Here is a 24,174-nt window from a genome sequence, read left to right as displayed (position 1 = left end):
GTTCGACGAGATGATTAAAATTAATGGCTTAAGTAAGAAATACGATGACAATTACGTCGTTAAAAATGCTGACGCGTTGTTTCCTTTGGGCGAAGTGACCAGCATTATTGGCCCTAACGGCGCGGGTAAAAGTACCCTGCTTTCCATGGCGAGCCGTTTAACGGAAAGTGATGCAGGCAGCGTGGTGATTGGCGATAAACCGCTGAATCAGTGGGATACTCAAGAGCTGGCGAAGCACCTTGCGGTTCTGCGTCAGTCGAACAACATCAATATGCGTTTTACCGTGCGTGAACTCGTGTCGTTTGGGCGATTCCCGTATTCTCACGGTCGTCTTACTGATGAAGACAACCGCATTATCGACAAAGCGCTAGAGCAACTAGAGATTACTTACATTCAAGACCGTTTCATTGATCAATTATCAGGTGGTCAACGGCAGATGGCCTTTATCGCTATGGTCGTGGCGCAAGATACCGATTACGTCTTTCTCGATGAGCCTCTGAACAACCTTGATATTAAACATTCGGTAGACATGATGGGCTCGCTAAAAAGATTGGCTCATGAGCAGAATAAAGCCATCGTTATTGTGATTCACGACATTAACTTTGCGTCGTGTTATTCCGACAACGTCATTGCGATGAAAAAAGGTGAGGTAGTTATTAGCGGGCGTAAATCGGATGTGATTCAAGAATCGGTCTTGAGTGATATCTACGAGATCCCATTCACCATCAAAGAAGTCGATGGCAACCGAATCTGCATGTATTACACCTGTTAGCGTCCGGTTGTTCGGTATCAAAAAATGGTCAGCCTAATTAGCTGACCATTGCTTGTTAGAATTGGCATGTCTAGCCAAGACGACCACATTAGACTCGCGTCATATAGGCGTACAAAGCGCAGCGTCGATCTTGTGACGATTCAAGTAGTGCTATGGGCCATAATGCGAATTCATCGAGTGGCCTCATCAGTAGACGTCTTCCACTGCGTCACTTACTGATGTTTCCTTTCTTAATCCAACATTCGACAATTGCATTGGCACAAAATTAGGCAGTGCTTCTATGCGTTGGAGCCACGCTATCAAGACAGGGTAGTTGTCCAAACTGACGCAACCTTCGGGTGCTAATTTGATGTAACTATAAAGCGCGATGTCAGCAATGGTTGGGTTAGAGCCCACCAGCCATTGTCGTTTATCCAGGTAGCCTTGCATCTGAGTCAGTAGTTTATAGGCGTCTTGAATGAGCGTATCACTGTCGATACTGCGATTAAACAGATTCGCCGCTCGAAGCTTAGCCACCGAACCCGCGAGACGAAACGCAGCAAGAGAGAGAAACTGCTCAACATGCGCGCGCTCTTCTGGTGAATGAGGTAGCCATTGTTGTTTCTCGTCGTAAACGCTGGCTAGGTAAACCAAAATCGCATTAGAGTCAGGTATCACTGTTTCGCCATCGACCAATACAGGAATCTGTCCAAATGGGTTGAGTGCCAGAAACTCAGGCTGTTGTTGCTCGCCCAGTCGCAAATTGACCTCTACTAATTCAAAATCCAGTTCAAGCATGCTCAGTAACATATGTGCTCGGTGGGCATGCCCTGAGAGCGGGTGCCAATATAGCTTCATCATTGTGTTCTCCTAAGTGTTGTCGTTGTGGTTATTTAAGAACAACTTGCAGAGAAGAAAAACCCCGCTAACATGGAATGATAATTTCCAAAACGTTGATAATCTATGGACACTATTGATGGAATGAGAACAGTCGTCGCGGTGATTGAAACAGGGTCTTTTACTGCTGCGTCTGAACGACTAGGGATCTCAAAATCTCTCACATCCAAATACGTCAATCAGGTCGAAAAAGAACTTGGGGTGAAACTGTTTAATCGCACAACTCGAAAGCTATCAGTCGAGGAGTCTGGCCGAGAATATTACCAACAAGCTCAGAAGGTTTTATTGCAAGTAGACAAGCTATACAGTCACCTTCACGCAAGCAATAATGAGGCGTCTGGCCCACTGCGTATCACGGCGTCACAAGGCTTCGCTGAAGAGCTACTCAGCCCATTCATTCCAGAGTTTCATACGCGTTACCCCGATATTCAAATTGACCTGATCGTCACCAATCAAAAGCTCGACTTAGTGGAGCAAGGTATCGACATTGCTTTTCGAGCCAGTGAACTGAACGACTCTAGTCTAAACTGTCGTAAGATCATGTCGACCCAAAGCTCACTGTACGCAACGGCTGAACTGGTTGCGCAGTATGGTTTGGAAACCGAGAGTGCCCCGAGCTTAACGGATAGCGTTCCATGTCTTATTGATAGCAACCTTCACCCGACCGCTCGTTGGCCAATAGCGCGTTCATTGTGTAAGAACTCAGATAACACCAGTAAAGCCGTGCGTGCTGTTTTCAAAAGCAACAGTCCGAGATTGGTTCGTCAATTGACGCTTTCTGGAGTTGGGGTGAGCTATCAACCTGACATAATCGCTGCCCCTCATGTAGAGCAAGGACGATTGAAAAGAGTCGACATTGGGTTCGAACCACTCAAGTTTCCTTTAAGTGCGCTGTTTCGAGGAGGAGAGTACCAGCCCGAACGAGTCAGGGTGTTTCTGGACTTTGTCATTGAAAAGTTCGGAACGACTAGCGGTGGATAGTTTGGTTAATCGCCAGCGTTAGTGCGGAAATATCTAAGCCTTTAGTTATTGCGGTGATATCGCGCAGGGTTACAGGGTTACAGGGTGCATTCCAAATTGGCGAGTAGAAAGTTTCTCTTTAAGCAACTTTAGCGCGACGCGCTGTTTATTTACTTAGCGCCAACTAAAGTAAGAAGAGTATTCATAGTAAAAATATAGGGGGCAGGTCTTGCCTTGTGCCTTTTTGATGAGGTGGGCTGGTTTTTTAGCTAGGCCATTTGTGTTTAGGGAATAAAGTGAACAGGTCACTATTCTAATTTTACTGGCTGTAAGCAAAACGCAAGACCTGACCCCTTTATCCCCTTGACCCCTTTATCCCCTACGACCATTGACTAGGCCAACTATAAACACGTCATTTGCCCCAAAGTAAGCCAGAGCAGGATTGAGGCTAATTTCAAGTCTCTCAATTTGACTTACTTTTCATTATGTCTAGAACTCTAACTATTTTACCAATCAGGCTAATCCACTACACCCTCAAGATCTACAAATAGAAGATAAAAGTATCGATTTGTTCTAGTTGCGATATATATACCAATGCTAAGCAGTGAACTGAAACGTGATCAAACACCTTATCTAATTAGCCATTACTCTGATAGTCTCTCATGAACCATGTTAGTTTATATCTATCAAGTGCTTAGGGAGTTGTTTCAGTGAAGAATAGAAAGCTAACTCAGCTATGGTCGTTTAGAACTGCACTAGGAATACCTGTTGCTGCATCAATGGTAGCATCAGGAATGGTTCTACTGTCCGTACCGCTAACATTCGATCCTACACATACTGGCTTAGAGTGCTTTTGGGAGTTATTTAATATACCAATCAAATTACTTTCCTCTGCCATTCCTCTTGTTGGCTTAGTCGCTCTGAACCATCGATCTATCCAAACAGCTAGACAGATTGAACTCTCACAAGAACAGAACATCTTCACCAACTACTACAAGCACAGGGAAGAGTTCATTAAATACGCTGAAGCTAACTTTCCAAAAGAGTCTATTAAGCCGATATATGCTCACCAGTTTCTGTTTCCATATATCAAGGAAGGAGTTAGAAAACCTATATCACCTTTGGATATGGATTTGTATGAGAAGTTGATACAAGTGGCACTCAAGTATTGCGACTTTATCGAGAAAGGGGAAATGCACTTAGCCAATGAGATGAAGTTTGTAGACTTAGTTAATGACATAAAAGAGCAACTAGATACCAACGGTAAAGGTCATAGTCTTATAGTTATTAAAAAAGTAGTTATTAAAGACCAGCATATGATTAGTGAGAAGGCGGTAGGAACAATCGCATCTTTCATGGATCAATTAAGATATATGTCAACATTTGTAGAATTTGAAGATAGTGGAATAGCAAGTAGATACAGTCAACTCGCTTGGGTGCTCCATGCGTATCTTAGGACTACAGATAACTCTGACAGCGGGGTGCAACGAGAAGAATTGATAAAGCCACTGACTGAGTTAATAAAGCATCTACGAAGTGTAGAGCAAGCAGAAAAGCAGCATTTTGTGCTTGAGAAAATCTAGTCAGTAGTTTGTAGGTGTTTTTAATGCTATATCAGCTAATTCATAGATTGCTAATTTAGCAAAGTATGTGATCTAGCTGATATGTATAGCTCAGATTTGCCCCAAAGTGAGTTTACAATGAAATATTGGAGATTCAAATTGGGCTCAGAATTACAGGGTTATCATTTAGTCTCTATTGCCAAGCATGGTTTATCAATGTTGTATGTTATTTGACTGCTTTGTTTCCAGCGTGTTGATATACGATATGAGAGATTCAGGTAATAAGAGGATAAACTATGGGTAGAGCAAGCGTCGCAGAAGCTGAGTTAACCAAGCAGAAAATCATTGATGCTGCTTTTAAGATTACGTTAGAGCAAGGTTTCAACCAACTTACGTTTTCTAATCTTTCCGATCATTGTGGCGTGTCTCGCTCAGGGATTAACCGCCACTTCCCAAAGAAAGCGGATCTCATTCAAGTTCTAAAATTAAAACTCAATCGAGTTCTAATGAAGCACCTTGATTTCACGTCGACGGATGCATTTTATCATTCTTGGGTCAACGGCTTATCCAATAATAAGGAGTTTAAGTCCGCCATTCTCGCGGCAGCCCCCATTATTCCAACACGAGAGGGAGTCAGCAATTTAAAGCATCTTATCCAGGGGGCCGAGGAAGAAGTGCTGAAATGCATCTATGTTTGTATTGGCTATGCTATTGTGAATTTACGCTAGACGCCAGTCTCATTGCTAATAAAAATCTAATCACTTAAGCAATTATTAATGTCTATATATAAATTAGATTGATATGAGTTATAATTCTTAGATACACGATAGGCACACTTGAAGTTTAGGTGTGAACCATAAATACCACCACATGTTGATATTATAGCGTCTAAATAGCGGAATTCATCCGCTATTTTAAAAGGTGTATTATTGATGTAATAGTGAGCTCTCCTCTTTTTTACTGGTTATGACAAACACGTGATTTGAGGATTGAGAATGAGGAAAGGTTAATGAGCCAAAAAGCAATAATGCGCCCACTTGTACTTCTGACCGCGACCATCGCGTTATTTGGGTGTAATAACGACAATGTAGCACAAGAAACTGAGCAAAAAGTTCGCCCAGTAAAGTGGGTTTTAACGGGCATTCATAATGCTGTTGAAGTGAGTAAATTCCCTGCCGTTGTGACAGATAATCAACTCGTTGAATTAAGCTTTCCGTTTGGCGGAAAAATCGAGCTATTTGATGTGCAAAGTGCTCAGGCTCTAAAAAAAGGTGATGTGATTGCAAAGCTCGATCAGCGCGAGTTGCTTAACAGCTTAAACAAAGCCAAAGCACAAAATAAAAATGCAGAAATAGAGTATCAAAGAGCGAGCAAACTTATAAAAAGTAAGGCAATTTCTCAAAGTACGTTTCAAGAGCTTGTGACTTCAAGGGATGTAAGTCGGGCGCAGTTGAATGCGGCAAAGCAAGCGCTAACCGATTCTGTATTAAGGGCTCCGTTTGATGGCGTCATTGCTAGCAAAATGAGCGACCAAGGCCAGGCTATTTCTGGGGGCCAAACGGCAGTTATATTCATTGGCGGTACAAAATTGGAAGCATCTATCGACTTGCCAGCTGACTACCTAGCTACACTCTATAAGCGCCAGTTTGAAAAGCGTTCAATTGATTCATTCATTGCATTAGATGTAGCGCCAGAAACAAGCATTCATGCGGTATACAAAGAAGCCACTCTTTTAGCGGATACTTCAACGCAAACTTATACAGTGACTTATGAATTTGAATCTCCAAAAGACTTGCTTGTGCTTCCAGGTATGAGCGGAACCATAGAGGTCCACGTCGGTGCACCAAGTGCAGGCAGTCACATCACTTTACCGTTAGCGTCCATTACCAGTGATGGCGAGGGTACTTATGTATGGGTTGTCGATAAACAGAGTATGAAGGTGGCGAAACGTGAAATTACGGTTGCGGAAGGCGTCGGTAATACCTTAATTGCAGAGTCAGGTTTGGAAAAAGATGAGTTGGTAGTAAGCGCAGGTGTTGCCTACCTATACGAAGGGATGAAAGTAAGAGAGTGGAAATAACCTTACTGAATCAGTTTGTAAAAGCGACCAACGAACAGGCGAATTGAAATGAATATAGCTGAATTTACAATTAAGAATACGGTGCTGAGTGTCATCGTTATTTTGCTAACCATTGCGGGTGGTTGGCAAGCATATCAAAACATGGCTCGTTTTGAAGATCCCGAGTTTACAATTCGACAAGCCGTGATTGTCACGGGTTATCCGGGGGCCAACCCACATGAGGTTGCTCTTGAAGTTACCGAGCCGTTGGAAAAAGCGATACAACAACTCGCTGAAGTGAAAACCATTGACTCAGTATCAACTTACGGCAAATCAGAGATTAATGTTGAAGTAAGATACGACGCCTCAAAAACGCGAGGTGATTTACAACTGGTTTGGAATAAGCTGAGAAATAAAATCAGTGATACGGCTGCAGGTCTGCCGCCGGGGGCTCAAACCCCTTATGTCGCGGATGATTTTGGTGATGTATTTGGCTTACTCTATTTCCTAACGGGCGACGGATATTCAAATCTCGAACTTAAGAAATACGCCAAAACACTGCAGAGTTCCTTACTGCAGGTAGACGGTGTGGCGCGTGTTTCTCTTGATGGTATAAAAAAGGAAGCCATCTACGTAGAAATATCTAAGCAAGATGCAAAAAGGCTTGGCCTGTCTGTTTCAAGCATTGTTGATATGCTAAGCCAGCAAAATGCAGTTGTCTCTGCAGGCAGTGTAAAAGTGGGCAGCAAACGCTTAGTGATTGACCCGACTGCCGCCATTGACTCTATCGATTCTATTCGTAATTTAATGATTTCGGTAGATTCTGACGGAAAGCTCATTTACCTCAAAGATATCGCAAATGTTTGGCGTGGTTACCAAGAGCCGACGGAAAAAGAGTTTTTGTATAATGGTCAGCCCGCAATTGCGCTTGGTATATCCGGAGTCCTCGGCAGTAACATTGTTCAAATTGGTCAAGAGATCGATCTTAAAATTGCCGAAACAGAAAATCTAAGACCGCTAGGTATTGAACTGCATGAGTTCTACCACCAAGGCAATATTGTTGATTCGTCGGTTGAAAATTTTGTTGTAAACGTTATTGCGGCACTGTTGATTGTTATCGTAACGTTGTTCATTTTTATGGGCTTCAAATCTGCGTTAGTGATTGGGTCCATTCTTCTGCTTACAATCTTTGCGACGCTAGCGACAATGAACTTTGTTGATATTCCGATGCACCGAATTTCGTTGGGTGCATTAATCATTGCACTAGGAATGATGGTCGATAACGCGATCGTTGTTACCGAAGGTATTTTGGTTGGCGTGAAGTCGGGGGCCAAGAAATTAGAGATAGCAAAGCAAATCGTTCAACGCTCTATCTGGCCTTTACTCGGCGGAACGTTAGTAGGAATCATTGCGTTCGCACCGATAGGTTTTGCTCCAGGGGCGACAGCTGAATATACCGGACATCTATTTTGGGTAATCCTAATTTCCTTGATGTTTAGTTGGTTGTTTGCCATTACGTTAACACCTTTATTTTGTCATTGGTTATTTAAAGAGTTAACTGTCGTCGAAGAGGGCAAGCAAAAAGAGAGCGGATTCACCAAAGCGTATAAACGTTTGCTGTTTGTTTCTCTTAAACAACGTTACCTAGTGGTTGTTGGTATTGTTGCTATGTTCTTTGTGTCGGTATGGGGTTTTCAGTTCGTGAAACCTGGCTTCTTCCCTGCCTCAACGACCCCGTTATTTGTTGTTGACTATTGGTTACCACAAGGGACGGATGCGAGCACTACCAAGAATGATGTTGAGCGTTTAAATAAGTATATTCAATCACTTGATGGCGTGGAGGATGTTCAAGCTTCCATTGGGGGTGGTGTTCCTCGGTTCATGTTGGTCTACGCTCCAGAGTCGTCGAACTCGGCTTATGGGCAATTGTTGGTTAAAACTAATGATTACCGAATCATCGATGGGTTGCTTGCTGATATTCAAAGCCATATTGATGAGTCGTTCCCTGACGCTCAAGGTAAAGTGTGGAAGTTTGTTCTTGGGCCGGGTGGCGGTTCCCGTATTCAAGCCAAATTCAGTGGTCCAGATACAAAAGTCTTGAGAGAGATTGCCAGCCAAGCGAAAGCCATTATGGCGGCAGATGGCAAAGCGTTATCAATTAAAGATAACTGGCGTCAGCCTATCAGCGTTATTGAGCCGATCTACTCAGAAAAGTCGGCGCAAAGAGTTGGGGTTTCTCGTGAAGATCTCGCCTCAGCGTTGGAAACCAATTTCTCTGGCAAAAATATTGGCGCATATCGTGAAAATGATGAGCTGATCCCGATTATTACTCGTGCTCCTGAATCTGAAAGTCACGATGTGAGGGACATTAAAAATATCCAAGTTATCAGCTCGGTAACAGGTCATGCGGTGCCTATTGGACAGGTTACCGACGGCTATCGCACAGTATGGCGCGATGGTTTAGTAAGAAGAGTTGATCGCCAATGGGAGATCAGAGCTCAGTCTGATCCAATTCCGAGTGAATTAACCTCCGATTTATTTGAGCGATTAAGGCCTCAAATTGAAGCGATTCCTCTTCCTGATGGCTATCAATTGGAGTGGGGCGGAGAGTACGGTGATTCTAAAGAATCGAATGAAAACCTAGCATCTACCATTCCACTTGGTTTGTTGGCAATGGTGATTGTGGTGTTCATCTTGTTTGGGACGGTAAAACAGCCGGTGGTGATATGGCTCGTGGTTCCGCTGGCGTTAATCGGTGTGTCAGCAGGTTTGCTTGCAACAGGGACCCCAATGGAATTCATGGCAATATTGGGCTTGTTGTCATTGTCTGGTTTGTTGATAAAAAATGCGATTGTTTTGGTGGATCAAACCGACTTGGAAATTGCTGAAGGTAAACCAAGGTTTGATGCCGTTATCGATGCTGCGGCAAGCCGTGTGAGGCCAGTTATCATGGGCGCGCTAACAACAGTCCTAGGCGTTATCCCACTGTTCTTTGATGCGTTCTTTAAGTCGATGTCTGTTGTATTGGTGTTTGGTCTTACTTTCGCAACATTATTAACGTTAGTTATTATCCCTGTCTTGTATGCCATTTTCTTCAGCATAAAGCCAAATGAAGTCGAACAAACAAAATTTGATAGCAACCGAAGAGTACGATAGCTATCTAAAGGTATAGTAGCGGTATTGGTAGCAATACTGCTAACTCACGCCTGTACTCTCAATTCTGATGGGTAAGACTTACACTATCACTTTTTGTCCAGAAATGTGATTACTTGATTTCTTATCCACGGCACTTTCTAACTCGAAAGTGTCCAAAAATGAGTTTGAAGTGCCCAAAACCAGATGTTTTATCTTTTAGGAATGGTTAGCATCGCACTGCTTTTCGCGAAAATGCCCTCACTTATCTATGGATGATAGGTGAGGGCATTTTTATAGGGCGAGTCATAGCCACTAAGCACTAGCTAGCTTTGACTCGACCGCTTCGATTCTATTATTTTGAGTAACGCCAAAATCGATACCGTGACGGTGACAACGACCAGCGCCATTGCCATTGCTAAGCTTGTGTTGCCTTGATCAAACTCACTGAAAATGAACGTCGCTGTGGTTTCAACACCAGGTGGTTTTACCATTAACGAACCGACTAATTCGCGTTGCCCAATTATGAAGCTCATTGTCCATCCGGCAATCACTCCAGGAAAAATCAGCGGTAGCGTAACCTTGGCAAAGTGATAAAAGGTAGAAGCACCGCTGACTTTGGCGGCATCTTCTAGGCTGTGACTTAACTGCTCAGCTGCTGATTTCACGTACTGAACTGTGTAGGGTAAAAATAGGACAACGTAGGTGATAACCAGCATGCCTTTGGTGTTGTAAAGTGGCGCAGGGTTATTGGGCGAGTTCCAAAATAGTATTAGGCCAAAAACGACGACAATCCCGGGCACCGTGTTAGACAAAAGGCTCGCAAAATCGATGACTTTAGTTAGCTTTGATTGACCCTTAACGATCAATAATCCATACCAAATTCCAAGTGCAGCGCAGAGTGTGGCTGAAATCAGGCTAAGCTGAATGCTGTTTAACAAGGCTTCAAACGCGTAGCCATCGGAATCAAAAACCTGAAGAAAATGTTTAAATGTTAAGTTGTCCCAACTTAATCCCAAACCCGCTAAATCAATCAGAGCTGTTGCCGTTATCGAGAAGTATGGCACACCAATCGAGAGCCCGAGTATGACCGTAATGATGCCCCAGCAGAGCAGCGTCGGCCAACGACCAAGATCAATGATTCGAGATTGATTGCCTTTACCTGAAATCAATTGATATTGATAGCGGTTAGAGATGTACAGCTGACCCATCCACATCAGCATACTGGTGCTCAGTAACACCAGAGATAAGATCGAAGCTTTGGCGAAATCGATCGGCCAGGTAGACGTAAAACGATGAATTTCTGTGGTGAGAACGTAATAACCGATCTGTTTACCGAGAGTGGCCGGTGTTCCGAATTCAGAGATGGTTTTGACAAACACTAAAAGCGCGCCCATAACATAGCCAGAAAGTACAAGTGGTGCGGTGATTTTCAGGAGAATTCTGCGCGATGACGCACCGTAGATGGTAGCGGCTTCCTCTAGGCTGGCATTCACACGTAATAGGCTATTTTTGATCACCAAATACATAAATGGAAACAGTGACAGACTCATGATCAGAACCATACCCGCGAGTGAAAAAAAACCGGATTGGAGCCCTGATAAACTAGGGAATAGTTGTTCCAGATAGCCCCTTGGTCTCATAAAAGTCATCCACCCCATTGAGTCAATAAATGGAGGTGTCATGAAAGGAATAAGAATGACTATGTCGAGCCATTTGTGTCGTCCCAAGGTTGTTTTTGCCGTTATCCACGCGAGAGGCGCAGCGAGTAGGGTAGCTACAATCGTCACAAGAAACGCCAGCTGAATAGAATTCCAAAGCACGCTAATGGTATAGCCATCAATCAGTTGATTGAATAACGAGATAAAATACCAATCACCACCTTGGTAGACGCTATTGGCGAGTATGGTGATCATTGGCATTAAGGTGAGAATGGCGAGGCTAACAAGAGCAAGTACAAGGTACTTGGCGTTCGATATATACGCTGAGAATGTGGTCATAAAGAATCAGTAATGGATGGATTGAGTAGAATATGGAGAGGTCCCCCCCTCCATAGAAAGTCGGTTTTTAGCGGAACATGTCACCAAATTTGTTGGTCACAGAGGCTTGGTTTTCGAACATCCAGTTCCAGTCATAATCGAGCTGTTTGATGTCAGCGTAATTAGGGCGAGTTGGGTGAGCTGGAATGTCACTTCGACCAGGCAATAATAATGCGTCTGCTACAATCTTTTGCGCTCGGTCACTGAGTAAGTATGCAACAAAGTCTTCTGCGGTCTCTTTATTCTTACTTGATTCAAGCACCATGGCCGGTCTTGGGGCAATTACAGTCCCTTCTTCTGGGTAGATCACTTCGATTGGATTGCCCTTTTTCTTTTCGCCGTAACCCATGTAATCGACACCAGCAAGTACGACAGACTTAGAACCGTTCACGACTTGATTGAGCGCAGGGCGGTTGGCACCATTAACATCCACTTCATTGTCATGCCAAGCTGAGAAAAGATCCCATGCGGCTTTTGAATCATTGGCAATAAAACCAGAAATGAAATCAAGGGCAGAACCGGACTCCGATGGATCGGGAATCACAACCTGGCCTTTCCAGTCACTTTCTGTGTACGCTTTTAAAGAAGCAGGGGCATCTGAAACTAATCGTGTGTTGTAAGTAATTCCTAACGCAGAGCCAGAATAGGCAAATAGCTGATTTTGATTGCTCCAACCTTCATGCAGTTTCTCGGCATTTTCTGGTGAGAACGAGTGCAACAATCCTTCACTTTGTAGCCCCATTGCAGCAGGCCAAGACGCCAGAATTACTGCGTCGGCTACTGGACGGGATTCTTCGGCTTTTAAGCGTCCAAGAATACGACCTGTTGTGGCTTGGTACGTGACGACTTTATTGCCAGAGGCCGCTTCATAATCTTTAATGAGCTTGTTGGCGAGGCCTTTTGGGCCAGCCGTATAGACAGTAAGATCCGCCGCCGCTAATGGTGTAGAAATTAGCCCTAGCGAGATGGCCAAAAGAGTGATTTTTTTCATGTTGCTATCCTTGTAACTGAATTTGGTTTATGTGTTCTGGAGCGCAGTAAAGTGACACACTTTGACCGGCTTCTAAGCGTTTAGGAGCACAGAAATACCACTGTTCTCCACCTACATCCGCTTCAATCAAATAGTGCTGTCCTTGAAAGCGAGCGTTCTTGATTGAGGCTTCGAATCGAACATCACTGTCGTTTGCGGCTTGTTGAAACTTAAGCGCTTCCATTCGAATAAAGGTTCGACCATTGCTATTGGGTAATCGGTTATTTTTACCAATGAAGTTGGCGACAAACTCAGTTGCCGGTTTGTGATAAATGGCTTCTGGTCGGTCAAATTGCTCCACTTTACCTTGATTCAATATCATCACCTTATCGGCCATTGACATGGCCTCGGCCTGATCATGAGTGACATACACTGCGGTTAACTGATGCTCCTTGAGAAGGGCAACGAGTAGCTGCTGAATTTGGTCTTTTAAGACAGCGTCGAGTGCAGACAAGGGTTCATCGAGCAAGATCAGTTGAGGTTGAATTACAATGGCTCGGGCAATCGAAACACGCTGTTGTTGCCCACCCGACAATTGGCTTGGGAAGCGTTGCGAAAATTGACTCAACTGCACTTGTTCGAGTGCATCAGAGACACGTTTATCTAAATTCTGAGTTTGCTTTCGGGCACGAAGGCCAAAGGCGACATTCTCAAAGACGGTTAGGTGTGGCCAGAGGGCGAAATCTTGAAAAACCATACCGAGGTTGCGTTGCTGAGTTGGTAACGAAATGGGTTTATTCTTTCGTCTATGGCTGACCTCGCCTTCTAAAACGTTGCCTGCATACACGACAGTGTCATTGATAATGATTTTTCCTGACGAAGGCTCTTCAAGGCCTGCGATACTTCTTAGTAGTGTTGTTTTTCCACAGCCAGAGGGCCCAACCAGAGCGGCCAGCTCTCCTTGTTGCAGATTTAAGTCAATATTAGAGAGGGCATCGACATCCCCAAATTTTTTACTGATCTTTTGTATTGTCAGACTCATCGACATCACCATTATCTTGCTGATGGGCTATGATGATTTTTTCGTATTAAAGATTTATTACTCTTCTATTAATGTTTTGATGAAACTATAAATAGCCAATGTGAAACACAAAAATGAAATACAAAGATCATCAAATAAACATGAATTTGTCATGATTCGGTCGCTCGTGCGTAGGAAGTGGTTTATCAATAGATGCGCAAAATGAATGCGCCATCAAAGAAGAGGGTAGGACGCTCTCTTTACGCAACTTTACCGCGACGCGCTGTTTATTTACTTAGCAGCATCTAAAGTAAGAAGAGTATTCATAGTAGGGAAAGCAGAATGACAATGGTTATAAGAAATGTACCGACTCAGTTGGCTTTAATCACCAGCGCGTTATTGGTGACCAATAGCGTGGCTTCAACGTTAACGACGCCCATCGTCGATACTCATCAGACACAGTGTTTCGGCAACAAAAGTAGCAAAAGCTGTTCGAGCGGTTCCAGCCTTAAAGGGCAAGACGCGAACTACCAGGGCAATCAACCCAGCTACAGCAATAACGGTGACGGTACGGTGAGCGACAATGTCACGCGCTTGATGTGGACGCAAACGACGGACACTGACGGCAATGGAATCATCGATGCCAATGACAAGTTAAGCTACGACGACGCGTTGAGCTATGTTTCATCGCTTACCACTGGCGGCTTCACGGACTGGCGCCTGCCCACGATCAAAGAGCTCTATTCGCTGGTGTTGTTTGATGGTCAAGACCCAAGCGGGCTTAACAGCTCAGGCAAGGTTAACCTCATTCCTTTTATTGACGGGCGTTACTTTGCGATCAACGCGGGCGACACAAAAGCGGGTGAACGACTTATTGACAGTCAGTTCGTGTCGAGCACTCGATATGTTTCTACCACCATGAATAAAGATGAAACCGTGTTTGGCGTTAACTTTATTGATGGGCGTATCAAAGGATATGGCATTGAAAGCCCGAGAGGCGGGAAGAAAACCTTCTATGTCTTAGCGGTGCGAGGCCATTCTGATTATGGAGTGAATACGTTTTCGGATAATAAAGACGGCACCATTACCGATTCCGCGACAAGCCTGGTTTGGCAACAGTCAGACAGTCAGCAGTCGATGGATTTTCCAAACGCATTGGAATACTGTGAAAGCCTCACTCTTGCGGTCAGCAGTGATTGGCGTCTTCCAAATGTGAAAGAGCTGCAATCTATTGTGGATTATTCCCGTTCACCTGCGACAACCAATTCCCCCGCGATTGATCCTATCTTTGCCAGCACTTCGATAACGAATGAAGCGAATCAGAGCGACTACGCAAGCTACTGGAGCAGTACCACTCATGTGAACCTGCGTAATGGCGCGAATGGTTCATACATTGCCTTTGGTCGTTCAATGGGCAACATGAATGGGAAATGGATGGACGTACACGGAGCCGGCTCACAGCGTAGCGATCCTAAGGTGGGCGACGCGAGTGATTACCCAACGGGGCACGGCCCACAAGGCGATGCGATTCGCATTAATAACATGGTTCGTTGTGTCTCGGGTGGTGCAAGCGAGTATGTAGACACCCCCACACAGGTTAAACGCCCGTCTATGAGTTTTGTGAACAGTGCGAATGGTGCATCTAACCAAATGAATCAGGGGCGGGGTCAAAAACCGAGTGGGCATCAATCGATGAAATCGAGCGGTGGAAAATCGAGCGGTGAAAAGTCGAGAAGTGGTCACTTTGAAAAAATGGATCGAAATGGCGATGGCAAACTGTCTCGCAGTGAGGTGAAAGGCCCACTTGGGAACGATTTTGATCGACTCGATAGCAATAGTGACGGTTACCTGTCGAGCGAGGAGTTGCCGAAAAGATAGCAGTGCGCAGTGAGGGAAGATGTACTAATGCTATGGTTTGATCAAAGTGATGTATCGACAACACGTTTCTTTTCCTAGCGCCTATACTGTTTGAGTAAATAGTAACTTACTAAATTATCAATAGAGGTAAAGTAAGATGTCTAAGTATTATTCAGTAGTAGAAGTGACGCCGAGCAGTACGGATTGGATTCCCGATTACATTGAACAGGTCACCAAGCTTGTCGCTAAGCATGGTGGCCAGTATCTCGCCAGAACAGGCAGCTTTGATCAGATGGAAGGCGATCGAGAAAAAGCCGCGTTGTGCGTGATCATTGAATGGCCGTCCAAAGCGGCAGCGTTAGGGCTGATGGAAGACTCAGATTATGCCCCTCATTTTAAAGCACGCTCTGAAGGCGCGATGAATCACCACATGTTTGTAGAAGCTAAGGATGATTTTATCTAGCCTGTGCTCTTTTCTATCACCGGAAGACAATCCCTATTCAACGGCAGCCATGAACATTGTCAAAGTCCTTGTTTTCTTGTCCTTGGGCAATGTTCAGTCAGGTAGAATAATGATCTTGTTGCTATTTTATACAAAGTGCCGTTACACTCCCTACATCCCACATTTAGGAGTTTACGCCAATATGAATAACTAATACCTGTCATCCATTTACACATTTATTTTTTTGGATCTACAGGGTTAGTAGGCGTAGCTTTTCGCTCGTTGCGAGCCAGAATGTCGTTCATCTTGAACTGCATTCCCTACATACAACACATTACATAGAAGATGCACTCGTTTTACTTTGCCATATACCTATGAGTAAATAGTTTGGTGTTGATCTATCTAAGGTTTCGCCTAGAGATTTGGGCGCTCCTTTTTATGGCTACGTCTTACGCCCCTGTCCTACAGGAGGCACTTTATGCCACATATACAATCGAAATCATTACTTGATAAACCATTGCAAGATAAACCGCTCGCGCATCAGCGTTCGGTACACGTATCCCATCCACCACACTCTGGTTCAAAGCGACGATCAACGCCTTTGATTCAGGCTAACAGTGTGAGCTACCAATTTGACGACGGAGAATACCTATTTCAAGGCATCTCTTGCACCCTAAATCATCGCCGTATTGGGCTTGTTGGGCGAAATGGGGTAGGGAAATCCATCTTTGCCTCTCTGCTGATTAAGCAGCTCGAACCTACGCACGGTAGCGTGCTGCTCAATGCCCGTGTAGCGAGTTACAGTCAGTTGCCTTCCGAGCTACTTGAAAGTGAGATGAGCATTGCTGAATACCTAAAGCTTGATGAGGTCATCATGGCGCTGGATAGAGTGGAAGCGGGGGAGTGTTCTGAGGCTCTATTTTCGACTATTGGTGAGCAATGGACGGTTAAGGGTGACCTAGAGCAGCAGCTTAGAGCGATGAAGCTGCCGCCGGATGCACACTTCCCTTGTCGCCTGCTCAGTGGCGGCCAATTGGCGCGGCTTCGTTTATGGCAACTGTTTCAATCAGACGTTGAATTGTTGGTGCTCGATGAGCCGTCAAACCATTTGGATGTAGACGGACGTTCGTGGTTGGTCAATCAGATGCAACGTTTTTCAGGTGATTTACTCTTGATAAGCCATGACCGTCAACTACTTAGGGAAATGGACCGAATTTGGGAATTAACAACGCTGGGTTTAACGCAATTTGGTGGCCATTTTGATTTTTATTTAGAGCAGAAAAATCAAGAAGTGATCGCGATTGAAAGGCAGATCAATAGTGTCACCAAACAGAAAAAACATATAGAAACCCAAGCCCAAAAGAACAAAGAAAAATACGAACAAAGAGCCGCAAAGGGCAACGCACTAAGGAAGACAGGGGGAGTGCCGAAGATTGTGCTGAATCAGCGTCGAAGTGACGCAACGGCCAGTGTATCGAATCGCTTAAAAAATGAAGGGGGTCGAAGAGAGCAATTGCGAGAAAAAGAAAAATCTCTACGAGTAAGACAAGAGCAACTAAAAACTCAAAAAGTGTATATGGCAGAGGGTGACAGTCGCGCTCGACACTGGGTGACCATCGTTAACGGGCAGCTGCCTTACGTTCAGAGCAATCCGATTAACCTTCAGCTGAGCAGTTCGGTCAAACTGCATTTGGAAGGGGGGAATGGCAGTGGCAAATCAACGCTGCTTAAAGTCATGCTAGGTGATGTTGAGCACGCAGGAGGAGAGTGGAGAATCAACGCGCCACTGTATTATCTTGACCAGCATTTTGGCTTGATGAAAGCGCAATTATCCATGCTCGAAAACGTCGTTCTGTTTTGCGATGGCTTGCTAGAAAATGACGCCAGAACATTGCTCGCAGGCATTGGTTTTCGCCGAGATGATGTTCATCGTACAGTGAACCAACTCAGTGGCGGTGAAAAGATGAAGCTGGCGATGCTGGTGGTGAGTCATCAAGAGAAACAGCCATTACTGTTGCTGGATGAGCCCGATAACCACTTAGACCTTGACTCAAAGAGCATTCTGGCTGATGTGTTGAGGCAATACAAAGGCCCATTCGTGCTCGTGAGCCATGATGCTGACTTTGTTAAAGAGAGTGGGGTGAATCAGGTTTATCGTCTTGATTAATGCTGATATTGGTCATGGCCTTAATCACCGCTAGGTAAGTGGTTTACTGAGTGAATTCATAAAGCGACGCCATTAAGAGGTGTCGCTTTCATTGCTCGCTTGATCCGCTGCCGTAAACCCCGTAACTGAAGATTAGGTGGATGACGTTAAGTCTTGACCTGTCTATCGCTTTATAGATTACCATGAACAAACGACCTAGAGAACCAATGCACAGACCGACAGTGAGAACTGCGCTAATCTTCACTTAGGCGACAGTTGCAATCCGTAGAATGACAAATGGTGAAACCCGTGAACCCAATGAATGAAACCCATGACGAGAATAAAATGCAAACACCCTCGCTAGTGCAACTTGGTTGGAGACCTTATTTCCAGCAGCAACTGAGTCTTGATGACTTGGACGCTTATCAAGTGGGTCGAGTGTTAGAGCAACATCGAAGTCAGCTTGTGGTCATGAGCGAACAAGGGCTAGTGAAACTGACGTTCACCCCCAACCATGATCGAGCATGCGTCGGTGACTGGGTATTGTTTGATAACGAACACCGCTTGCATAAGTTACTTGAACGGCAATCGCTGTTTCAGCGTAAAGCACCGGGTTCAAAGGTCGACACTCAGCTTATTGCTGCGAATATCGATAGTGTTTTCATCGTGTGTTCGCTTAATGACGATTTTAACCTCAGCCGAATCGAACGCTTTCTGGCCATTGCCAAAGAAGCCGATGTGGAGCCGGTGATCATCCTCACTAAGGCCGATTTGTGCCCAGAGGTTGAAGAGAAACGCCAGCAAGTTCAATCACTCGATCCCTTCTTGATGGTACACGCAGTCAATACTTTGGATGCGAGTCATCTCGCTGAGCTTGGTCATTACTGCAAAACAGGAAAAACGATTGCCTTTCTTGGATCCTCTGGCGTTGGAAAATCAACACTGGTCAACGGGCTAATGGGTGAGCAAGTGATGGAGACCGGCGCCATTCGAGAAGATGATAGCAAAGGCCGACACACCACGACTTATCGCGCCATTAAATGGATGCCACAAGGCGGATTATTGATGGATACCCCTGGGATGCGTGAACTGCAACTCAGTGATTGTGAACAGGGCGTGAGCGATACCTTTGGGGAAATCACCCAACTTGCTGAGCAGTGTCGCTTCAGTGACTGTAGCCATGGTGCAGAGCCAGGTTGCGCCATTCAGGCAGCACTCGATGATGGTTCACTGGAAGAGAGGCGCTTTACCAGTTATCAAAAGCTAATGAGAGAGCAAGCATTTAACAGCGCAACGCTTGCTGAAAAACGCGCCAAAGACAAAGCGTTCGGTAAAATGATCAGCACGATTCAAACTGAGTCGAGAAGCCGAAAAAAAGGCCGATAGCGATAGAAAAAACCTCTACATGCTGACATTTCTTTTAGCCAACCCGCCGTTGGCTAAATCTTTGTCTAGACTTATCACTATTAAGGTCATGACAAAGATACAGTGATAGAGAGTTAACATGGATTGCCCTAAAGACACACGACTTCTGCTCGTTGAAGATAGCAAGGTGAACCAAAGGTTTGCACAGGCGTTATTGGAAGATTTAGGCTTTAAGGTAGTCATCGCTCAACATGGGGCAGACGCCATCGAGTTTTTGTTGGACACCACAAATGAAGCGCCCATTGAATTGGTTTTAATGGACTGTGAAATGCCCGTCATGAACGGTTACGAGGCGACCAAAAGCATTCGGCAGGGTAAAGCGGGCGATGACTATAAGCAGATTCCTATTATTGCCATGACCGCGAGTGGCACATTAGGGGATGAGAAAATTTGTTTTACAGCAGGCATGAATGACCATTTATCCAAACCCATCAGTACGCAAAAACTTCGATTGAAATTAGAAAGATACTTAGTCAATGCCGAAGTGAACGTCGCGTGTGAAAAGCGTGTGTCAATCCCCGCTAGTGTTCCCACGGATTCGGTTCATAGCCCACTTACTTGGGACAGGGAATCAGCATTGCGCCGCCTCAATCACAGTGATGAATATATGGTGCTGATCTTAAAAACGTTCCTAGACTCATTACCAGCGCAAATTGGCAATCTAGAAAAAACACTGAACTCAAACGAGTTAGAAACGGTAAGAATGGAGTTTCACTCACTCAAAGGTGTGGCAGGCAATATAAGTGCGATGGCGTTGATGAAACAGGCCAGTGATATGGAGCGGTTGGTGAAAGCGAAACAGTTGACCACAGTCAATGAACAGTGGCCTCAGTTTTTGCAACAGTTAGAGCAGCTCAAATCGGTTTTGATGGCGTATATTTCAGAAGTTAGCGAATGAGACAGTCAGGAAGGCTCTCGAAAGCAAAAAAAACCGCCAATAAATGGCGGCAAAGATCGAAGGAAATTTAGTGTGTATCTAATGGGCAACGCCTATGTAGGCTAAAGCATGGAGTTGTCATCCATGAAAATGGAACGCTTTTAAAATCTAAACTCTAGAATTAAACCAAGGACATCAGCATCTCATCAGAGTACTCAACAAGCGCTTGGCCTGATTTGACCTTGGCAACGTAATCTGGATTAGCGATAAGCGGGCGACCAATCGCAAGAAGATCAAATTTGTTCTCTTCAATGGCTTTGCTACCGGCTTCTGCCGTTAAGCTGCCGACACCAACCAAGGTTTTTGAGTAGTTCGCTCGAATGTACTCAGAAGCACTGCCTTCTAGGTAATCGAACACCATGGCGTCATCAAAAATACCAACGTGTAAGTAGGCAAGGTTGCGAGCGTCGAGTTCTTTCAGGAAGTAATCAAATACAGTGCGGTCTCTTTTATCTGCGTCAATGTTGAAGTATGCGCCCGGTGAAACGCGCAGAGCCGTACGGTCTGCACCAATTCTTTCAGAGACTGCGTCAGTCACTGCTAGTGGGAATCGAGCCATGTTCTCTGCATTGCCACCAAACTCATCATCTCGGGTGTTGCTGCTGTAGTGTAAGAACTGGTCAAGTAAATAACCGTTGGCACCATGAATTTCAACGCCATCAAAGCCTGCGTCTATCGCATTAGCCGCTGCTTGGCTGAAGTCTGCAACGAGTTGGTCTAATTCTTCTTTAGTGGCTGGTTTTGGCACGGTGTAGGTTAACTCACGCATTCGTGGTACCGAGCCATCGACTGCGATCGCTGATGGTGCGAGCACGAATTCACCGTCGAAGAAGTGAGGGTGTGCGACTCGGCCAGTATGCCAAAGCTGAGCAAAAATCTTTCCGCCATTTTGGTGAACGGCATCGGTTACTTTTCGCCAGCCATCAATTTGTTTTTCTGAATATAGGCCCGGAGTGTTTGGGTAGCCTTGTCCATCAGGTCGAATGATGGTGGCTTCTGAAATGATCAACCCAGTGCCGGCGCGCTTAGCGTAGTAGTCTACCATCGCTTGAGTCGGTACTAATTCATCGTCTGCCATGCAGCGAGTCAGTGGTGCCATTAAGATTTTGTTTTGTAGTGTGATCGTATTGTTGAGCTCAAGCGGTTGAAATAGATTTTGCATGGTGACCTTCCGTTATCCATTGAATGTTTCTTGAATGCCCATTCAAATTAGACTAACTTGAATGCCCATTCAAATTAGACTAACTTGAATGATCATTCAAGTACTATTTTGAACAATCATTCAAAATAGGGTATGGTAAACGGGTATTATCAAAAGAGAGAATCACAATGCGCAGTGCGGAGTTTGATCGCGAGAAGGTGTTACGCTCAGCTATGGATGCCTTTATTAGCAAGGGCTACAGCAAAACAAGTATGCAAGATTTAAAGGCAGCGACAGGGCTTCATCCTGGGTCGATTTATTGTGCTTTTGAAAACAAGCGCGGCTTACTTGTGGCGGCACTTGAGCATTACCGTTCTGAACGAAACGATGAATTTGTTACGCTTTTTGATAGTCAAAGCACAGTGATGGATGGATTAGAACTCTATCTGCAAGGCGTGGTTGAAGAGTGTGAAAGCGCACAAATAAAACAGTGTCTGCTACAGAAAGCCCTCAGCGAACTGGCCGATCAGGATGAAGAAGTAGAGAACATTATCAGCACCATGCTGAACGATTGGCAGCGCGGTTTCATGGACAAGTTAAGTGAAGCACAACTCAACAAAGAAATTGCCGCCGATCGTGATTGTGAAGAGTTGTCCCAGTTTTTGGTAATGGGGATCTATGGCCTACGCACCTTTTCTTACACGAACCCTGAAAAAGGGGTGCTGTCTCGTTTAAGTAAGCAATTGCTTGGCTACATTCGAGGCTAGTTATCGAACCCTAAAAAGTGCGAATGATGGCGGTGGCTGATTTTACTGCTCTGAGTTTTCTGTCACAGTTATCTCTTTGAATTATTCCTATATTAGTCATGACATAGACTGAATAGGAAGTGCCCATGCTTAATGAAAATCACGCCTTTATTCTCGATTTCCCGGAACTAAAACTCGACATTGTTCAGCTTAACCACGACGACCCCGCGTTCAAAGCCGATATGCAGCGATACCATGAACTTGATTATGATATTCGAGAACTGGAAGTCTCTGGCAGCCCAATCGATGACACCAATATGCACGACTTAAAACAGCAGCGTTTAGAACTTAAAGATACGCTTTATCGTCAACTCACCAAGCACCATGAAGAAGCCAGTAATTAAGTGATCGCTTTGAGTGATCACCCGTAGGCAAGAAATGAGTGTGGGTGGATGAATCGTGGGCAACGTTAAGCAAAAGGCATTTGCCCTGCCTTGATAGCTTTGAATCCATGATGGAATTTTTGAAGATTGACTGACCAAAGAAGATCGATAAAAAGGGGAGCCATTCGCGTGAATGGCTCCCCTTTTTAGTTTTACCGATTTTCTAATCTATGCACTTCTAATTCGACAATATCGGATGACGAGATACTAATTGCGTTTCTATCGGTTTTCTTTGTGGTTGACACTAGGCACCGCTCGACAACTTGGCCAATCTCATCGCCGCAGCACGGTGTCGGTGAATCAAGCCTTCAAGGTCAACCCCAATCACTTGGCCATCATGAACTCGCCATTTCCCTGCTATCATCACGCGATCGGCCTGTTGAGCCCCACACAATAGTAAGGCCGCTAGTGGATCGTGACTGCCTGAAAATCGAATGTCATCAAGCTTGAACATTGAGATATCCGCTTGCTTACCCACACTCAGCTCACCAATATCCTGTCGCCCCATCGAACGCGCTGAGCCTTTGGTCGCCCAGCGAAGCGCATCAAAATGTGAGACATTACTAGAGCCGTATTGGAGCCGTTGCAAGTACATGGCCATGCGCACTTCACCAATCATGTTCGAGCCATCGTTCGAGGCTGAACCATCAACACCAATACCCACATTAACGCCAGCGCCTTCCAGCTGATTGTTTTTGCAGATACCTGAGGCGAGCATCATATTAGAGGTAGGGCAGTGGCTAATGCCTATTTTGGCTCGGCCCAAGCGCTGAATCTCTTCAAGATTGAAATGAATTCCATGAGCAAGCCAGGTTCGTTCATTCAGCCAGCCCACATCTTCAAGGTAATCGACCGGGCGTAAGCCAAATTTTTCCAAACAAAAGTCTTCTTCATCAATGGTTTCACATAGGTGAGTGTGAGTCATGACGTTCTCTTGCTTAGCGATTCGTGCTGTCTCTTTCATAAGATCAGTCGTCACTGAAAAAGGGGAGCACGGCGCAAGCGCGATTTGCGTCATTGCCCCTTCATGACTTTGGTGATGGTCACGAATGAGTCGCTGGCTATCATCCACAATCGCTTGTTCGGTTTGAATGGTATGACGGGGAGGCAGCCCACCGTCATCTTCTCCTAGGCTCATTGATCCGCGAGTGAGTATGGCACGCACGCCTAGTGTTTGTGCGCATTCTACTTGCAAGTCGATTGCATTTTCTAAGCCGTCAGGGAACAGATAATGATGGTCTGAAGCCGTGGTACAACCCGACATCATTAATTCTACGAACGCCAGTTCCGTTGCAACGCTCATCATTTCAGTGTCGAGGTTTGCCCATACCGGATACAAAGATTGTAGCCAGGGAAACAACTCTTTATTGAGCGCATCTGGGTAAGCCCTGGTTAGAGTTTGATAGAAGTGATGGTGTGTGTTTACTAACCCGGGAGTGACGACATGCTGTGATGCGTCGACGGTGTAGTCAATAATCGAACTCGGTTCTTGATGACGTGCGAGCAGTTCAATGATGATACCATCTCGTACTACTAGGCCGCCTTCCGCGTTTTGATTCGAACCCGTGTAAATTGCCAGTGGATTCTTAATCCAGATTGTTTCCATTCATGGTTGTCCTTAGCCATCTCAGCCTTTTCAGGGAAGA

The 24,174-nt window shown here is 45.0% G+C and carries 19 protein-coding genes; 13 read left to right on the top strand and 6 right to left on the bottom strand.

Annotated elements, in window-relative coordinates; translation table 11 throughout:
* Nucleotides 1-10: 10 nt before the first annotated feature.
* The gene (locus tag BCU12_RS07525) at nucleotides 11-772 is read left to right on the top strand and encodes an ATP-binding cassette domain-containing protein (RefSeq protein ID WP_102403726.1); all 762 of its coding nucleotides are present in this window, start codon (nucleotides 11-13) and stop codon (nucleotides 770-772) included.
* Between the two features lie 186 nt (nucleotides 773-958).
* On the opposite strand, the gene BCU12_RS07520 is transcribed toward BCU12_RS07525, so the two are convergent.
* Entirely contained in the window at nucleotides 959-1,612 is a 654-nt protein-coding gene (locus BCU12_RS07520) for a glutathione S-transferase (RefSeq protein ID WP_102403725.1), read from the bottom strand.
* A 102-nt stretch (nucleotides 1,613-1,714) separates the two neighbouring features.
* On the opposite strand from BCU12_RS07520, the gene BCU12_RS07515 reads away from it, so the two are divergent.
* From BCU12_RS07515 to BCU12_RS07495, 5 genes are all read left to right on the top strand, one after another.
* Nucleotides 1,715-2,629, top strand: coding sequence for a LysR family transcriptional regulator (locus BCU12_RS07515; protein WP_241909773.1), 915 nt, complete (start codon nucleotides 1,715-1,717; stop codon nucleotides 2,627-2,629).
* 689 nt (nucleotides 2,630-3,318) lie between these two features.
* The gene (locus BCU12_RS07510; protein WP_102403724.1) at nucleotides 3,319-4,191 is read left to right on the top strand and encodes a hypothetical protein; all 873 of its coding nucleotides are present in this window, start codon (nucleotides 3,319-3,321) and stop codon (nucleotides 4,189-4,191) included.
* Nucleotides 4,192-4,466: 275 nt separating this feature from the next.
* The gene (locus tag BCU12_RS07505; RefSeq protein ID WP_102403723.1) at nucleotides 4,467-4,898 is read left to right on the top strand and encodes a TetR/AcrR family transcriptional regulator; all 432 of its coding nucleotides are present in this window, start codon (nucleotides 4,467-4,469) and stop codon (nucleotides 4,896-4,898) included.
* A 281-nt stretch (nucleotides 4,899-5,179) separates the two neighbouring features.
* Nucleotides 5,180-6,250: an efflux RND transporter periplasmic adaptor subunit gene (locus tag BCU12_RS07500; RefSeq protein WP_102403722.1), complete on the top strand. Its 1,071-nt coding sequence runs from the start codon at nucleotides 5,180-5,182 to the stop codon at nucleotides 6,248-6,250.
* Between the two features lie 48 nt (nucleotides 6,251-6,298).
* Complete coding sequence (locus BCU12_RS07495) at nucleotides 6,299-9,385, top strand: efflux RND transporter permease subunit (protein WP_102403721.1); 3,087 nt, start codon at nucleotides 6,299-6,301, stop codon at nucleotides 9,383-9,385.
* Nucleotides 9,386-9,687: 302 nt separating this feature from the next.
* On the opposite strand, the gene BCU12_RS07490 is transcribed toward BCU12_RS07495, so the two are convergent.
* The 3 genes from BCU12_RS07490 to BCU12_RS07480 all read right to left on the bottom strand — a co-directional run bounded on the left by BCU12_RS07490 (nucleotide 9,688) and on the right by BCU12_RS07480 (nucleotide 13,412).
* Nucleotides 9,688-11,361, bottom strand: a complete 1,674-nt coding sequence (locus BCU12_RS07490) for an iron ABC transporter permease (protein ID WP_102403720.1) — start codon at nucleotides 11,359-11,361, stop codon at nucleotides 9,688-9,690.
* A 67-nt stretch (nucleotides 11,362-11,428) separates the two neighbouring features.
* A complete protein-coding gene (locus tag BCU12_RS07485; RefSeq protein WP_102403719.1) occupies nucleotides 11,429-12,391 on the bottom strand; it encodes an extracellular solute-binding protein in 963 nt (320 codons plus the stop codon).
* Between the two features lie 4 nt (nucleotides 12,392-12,395).
* A complete protein-coding gene (locus BCU12_RS07480; protein ID WP_102403718.1) occupies nucleotides 12,396-13,412 on the bottom strand; it encodes an ABC transporter ATP-binding protein in 1,017 nt (338 codons plus the stop codon).
* A 321-nt stretch (nucleotides 13,413-13,733) separates the two neighbouring features.
* Here BCU12_RS07480 and BCU12_RS07475 point away from each other — a divergent pair, with 321 nt between their 5' ends.
* From BCU12_RS07475 to BCU12_RS07455, 5 genes are all read left to right on the top strand, one after another.
* On the top strand, nucleotides 13,734-15,269 hold the full coding sequence (locus tag BCU12_RS07475) for a DUF1566 domain-containing protein (protein WP_198599276.1): 1,536 nt from the start codon (nucleotides 13,734-13,736) through the stop codon (nucleotides 15,267-15,269).
* A gap of 136 nt (nucleotides 15,270-15,405) precedes the next feature.
* The gene (locus tag BCU12_RS07470) at nucleotides 15,406-15,711 is read left to right on the top strand and encodes a DUF1330 domain-containing protein (protein ID WP_102403717.1); all 306 of its coding nucleotides are present in this window, start codon (nucleotides 15,406-15,408) and stop codon (nucleotides 15,709-15,711) included.
* Between the two features lie 457 nt (nucleotides 15,712-16,168).
* Nucleotides 16,169-17,857, top strand: a complete 1,689-nt coding sequence (locus BCU12_RS07465; RefSeq protein ID WP_102403716.1) for an ATP-binding cassette domain-containing protein — start codon at nucleotides 16,169-16,171, stop codon at nucleotides 17,855-17,857.
* A gap of 297 nt (nucleotides 17,858-18,154) precedes the next feature.
* A complete protein-coding gene (gene rsgA / locus BCU12_RS07460; RefSeq protein WP_198599278.1) occupies nucleotides 18,155-19,222 on the top strand; it encodes a ribosome small subunit-dependent GTPase A in 1,068 nt (355 codons plus the stop codon).
* 118 nt (nucleotides 19,223-19,340) lie between these two features.
* Nucleotides 19,341-20,159 (top strand): response regulator, encoded by an 819-nt coding sequence (locus tag BCU12_RS07455; RefSeq protein ID WP_102403715.1) that lies wholly within the window; start codon nucleotides 19,341-19,343, stop codon nucleotides 20,157-20,159.
* A gap of 160 nt (nucleotides 20,160-20,319) precedes the next feature.
* Here the strand turns inward: BCU12_RS07455 and BCU12_RS07450 are convergent, their stop codons facing one another.
* Complete coding sequence (locus BCU12_RS07450; RefSeq protein ID WP_102403714.1) at nucleotides 20,320-21,360, bottom strand: alkene reductase; 1,041 nt, start codon at nucleotides 21,358-21,360, stop codon at nucleotides 20,320-20,322.
* 167 nt (nucleotides 21,361-21,527) lie between these two features.
* On the opposite strand from BCU12_RS07450, the gene BCU12_RS07445 reads away from it, so the two are divergent.
* Nucleotides 21,528-22,106, top strand: coding sequence for a TetR/AcrR family transcriptional regulator (locus tag BCU12_RS07445; RefSeq protein ID WP_102403713.1), 579 nt, complete (start codon nucleotides 21,528-21,530; stop codon nucleotides 22,104-22,106).
* A gap of 125 nt (nucleotides 22,107-22,231) precedes the next feature.
* On the top strand, nucleotides 22,232-22,489 hold the full coding sequence (locus BCU12_RS07440; RefSeq protein ID WP_102403712.1) for a YdcH family protein: 258 nt from the start codon (nucleotides 22,232-22,234) through the stop codon (nucleotides 22,487-22,489).
* Between the two features lie 283 nt (nucleotides 22,490-22,772).
* Here the strand turns inward: BCU12_RS07440 and BCU12_RS07435 are convergent, their stop codons facing one another.
* The gene (locus BCU12_RS07435; RefSeq protein WP_102403711.1) at nucleotides 22,773-24,134 is read right to left on the bottom strand and encodes an 8-oxoguanine deaminase; all 1,362 of its coding nucleotides are present in this window, start codon (nucleotides 24,132-24,134) and stop codon (nucleotides 22,773-22,775) included.
* Nucleotides 24,135-24,174 lie beyond the last annotated feature (40 nt).

Source organism: Vibrio sp. 10N.261.55.A7, from assembly GCF_002877365.1.
Lineage (GTDB): Bacteria > Pseudomonadota > Gammaproteobacteria > Enterobacterales > Vibrionaceae > Vibrio.
This window is presented reverse-complemented; position numbering and strand designations above follow the sequence as displayed.